2 protein-coding genes are annotated in these 3,343 nt (G+C 72.7%); both read right to left on the bottom strand.

The features are described from left to right. A partial coding sequence (locus tag ACFVDP_RS43845; RefSeq protein ID WP_383503434.1) for a beta-ketoacyl synthase N-terminal-like domain-containing protein occupies positions 1–929 on the bottom strand: 929 nt, incomplete at its 3' end. Between the two features lie 120 nt (positions 930–1,049). After that, positions 1,050–3,343, bottom strand: a 2,294-nt coding sequence (locus tag ACFVDP_RS43840) for an SDR family NAD(P)-dependent oxidoreductase (protein ID WP_383503432.1), incomplete at its 5' end; no start/stop codon positions are given.

Genomic DNA, 3,343 nt, shown 5'->3' with positions numbered 1-3,343 from the left:
CTCAGCCCGTTCGAGGCACCGTCCTGGTTGACCGCACTGCCCCGCACCACCGCCAGCACCCGGTGCCCCAGCCGCCGCGCGTCCGACAACCGCTCCACCAGCAACAGACCGACGCCCTCGCCGAAACCCATGCCGTCGGCGGACGCGGAGAACGCCTTGCACCGCCCGTCGGCGGCGACACCGCGCTGCCGGGAGAAACCCGTGATGGTGTGCGGGGTGCTCATCACGGCGACACCGCCCGCGAGAGCCATGCTGCACTCGTTGCGGCGCAGCGCCTCACAGGCCAGGTGGAGCGTGACCAGGGACGAGGAGCAGGCCGTGTCGACGGTGAGCGCCGGGCCTTCGAGACCGAGGACGTAGGAGACCCGGCCGGAGACCACGCTGGAGACGCTGCCGGTGACGAGGTGGCCCTCAAGACCCTCCTGCACCTGCGAGAGGCGGGCCCGGTACTCCTGGTAGTTGCAGCCGACGAACACACCGGTGCTGGAACCGCGCAGCGTGGCCGGATCGACGCCGGCGTGCTCCAGGGTCTCCCAGGCGACCTCCAGGACGAGGCGCTGCTGGGGGTCCATGGCGAGCGCCTCGCGCGGGGAGATCCCGAAGAACTCCGGATCGAACTCGGTGGCACCGGTCAGGAAGCCGCCCTCGCGCGCGTAGGTCGTGCCGGGGGTCTGCGCCGTCGGGTCGTACAGCGCCTGCACGTCCCAGCCGCGGTCGGTGGGCAGACCGCCGACCGCGTCGCCGCCGTCGTGCACCAGCCGCCACAGCTCCTCGGGGGAGGCGACGGAGCCGGGGAAGCGGCAGCCCATGCCCACGATCGCGATGGGCTCGTTGCTCTGCGCCTCGTACTCGCGCAGCCGCTGCCTGGTCTGTTGCAGATCAGCCGTGACGCGCTTGAGATAGTCGACCAGCTTGTCGTGATCCGCCATCAGTTCCTGCCCCTGTGAGTCGCTCGGCGAGTACGCGGTGCGGTAGTGCGGTGATGCCTGGAGTCGCGGTCCATGTGGGTTCGCCCGCGCTGGCGAGCCCACACGGACCCGTGCGTCGGCTCAGATGCCGAGTTCGGTGTCGATGAAAGCCAGCACCTCGTCGACGCTGGCCTCTTCCAGCGCCGCCGCGGAGGTGGCCGTGGCCGTTTCGGCCGCCGTGCGGCCACCGTCCGGCTCGCTCCACCGCGTGAGCAGCGAACGCAGCCGCAGAGTGATCTCCAGCCGGGTGTTGGTGTCCGGGTCGATGTCCGCCAGCCGCTGGGACAACGCCTCCAGGTCGGACAGGACGGAGCTGTCGTCGCCCGCGTCGGGCCCGTACAGCGCGGACTTGAGGTAGGCGGCGATGGCGAGCGGCGTCGGATGGTCGAAGACCAGCGCGGCGGGCAGGGTCAGGCCGGTGGCCGTGGCCAGCCGGTTGCGCAGCTCCATCGCGGTGAGGGAGTCGAAGCCGACGTCACGCAGCGCGCGGTCGGGGTCCAGCTGGTCGGGCCGCTGGTAACCGAGCACGGACGCGGCCTCACCGCGGACCAGGGCGAGCAGGGTGCTGTCCCGGTCGGCGATCGGCAGATCGGCGAGCCCGGAGTTGCCCGGCACGGACTCGGCACGCGGGCCCGCGGCCGGGGGCGTCGGCGTGGACAGCGCCCGGATCTGCGGCAGGTCCTCGAACAGCGGTCGCCGGCGGGCCGCGCTGAACAGGGGGAAGAACCGCTGCCAGGCGACGGGTGCCACGGTGAGCACGGTCTCGTCGCGGTCCAGGGCACGCTGCAGCGCGGTGAGACCCAGCTCGGGATCGATCAGCGGCAGGCCCCGCCGGTGCAGTTGGTCGAGGTCGACGGCTTCGGATATGCCGCCCGCGCCCTCGACGCCGAAGGCGTCCCACACGCCCCAGGCGAGGGAGGTGGTGGGAATGCCGTGCGCCCGGTTGTGCTCGGCGAGCGCGTTCAGGAAGGCGTTGGCGGCGGCGTAGGCGCCGTGGTCGCCGCTGCCCCACACCCCGGCGATGGAGGAGAACAGTACGAACGCGTCGAGCTCGTCGTGGTCGAGGAGCTCGGTCAGGTTCAGCGCGCCGTCGACCTTGGCGGCGACTCCGGCGGCGAACGCCTCCGGGCCGGTGTCCGCCAGTGAGGTCAGGTCCGCGACGCCCGCGGCATGCAGGACGGCGCGTACGGTCTGCCCGTCCGCGGCGAGCTCGTCGAGGAGCGCCGCCACCGCTTTGCGGTCGGCGACGTCGCAGGCGGCGAGGGTGACACGGGTGCCGGTCGCGGCGAGTTCGTCGCGCAGCTGTTCGGCGCCGGGCGCGTCCGCTCCGCGGCGCCCGGTGAGCACCAGGTGCTCGGCGCCCTCGGCGGCCAGCCATCGGGCGAGGACCGTCCCGAGGGCACCGGTGCCGCCGGTGACGATCACCGTTCCCCGCGGACGCCAGCTGCGCCGGGCGGCCCGCCGCTCACTGGGGGCGTGCGTGAGCCGGCGGATGAACGTACCCGAAGCACGGACAGCCAGCTGGTCCTCGGCGCCGTGCCCGGCGAGCGCGGCGCACAGCAGGTGCGTGACGCGGTCGTCGACGACGGCGGGCAGGTCGATCAACCCGCCCCACCGGTCGGCGTGTTCGAGGGCTGTGACCTGGCCGAGGCCCCAGGTGAGCGAGCCCAGCGGAGCGTGCGGATGAGTGTCGTCGCCGGCCGCCACGGCCTGCCGGGTCAGCATCCACAGCGGGGCACCGACCTCGGCCCGGCCGAGAGCGCGTACCAGGGCGAGGTTGCTCACCAGCCCGCTCGGCATGGCCGGGTGGTCGGGGTGGCGCTCCTCGTCCAGACCGAGGAACGACACGATCCCGGCCGGCGCCGAGGAGAGCGGGGCGACGAGGTCGCGCAGCCGCCCGGTGAGCCGTTCCACGTCGGCATCGGCGTCATCGACTCCCACGTGGACCACCTCGGCGCCGGCCTTCGCCACGGCGTCCAGGGCCGCGGTGACGGACGGGTCGTCCTGGTGCCGCCGTGGTACGACGGCCAGCCACGGTCCGGTGAGCGCCGGGGAGCCGGGCGCGTCCGGCAGCCGCTTCCACGTGATCCGGTAGCGCCACGCGTCCACGGCTGTCGTGGCCCGCATGCGCTGCCGCCAGTCGGCGAGAGCGGGCAGGACAGTGGCGAGCGAGGCATCGGGGGCGATGTCCAGTTCGGCAGCGAAACCGTTCAGGTCCGTTTCCTGGACGGCGTCCCAGAACGCGGCGTCCTGCCCTGTTGTTGTGGTGTTGGTGGTGTTGGTGGTGTCGAGCCAGTAGCGCTGGTGTTGGAAGGCGTAGGTGGGCAGGGGTGTGGTGTTGGTGGTGGGGGTGAGTTGGGACCAGTTGATGGTGA

The organism is Streptomyces sp. NPDC057694, from assembly GCF_042799415.1.
GTDB lineage: Bacteria > Actinomycetota > Actinomycetes > Streptomycetales > Streptomycetaceae > Streptomyces.
Note: the sequence above shows the minus strand (reverse complement) of the source record. Positions and strands in the feature narration are given on the sequence as shown.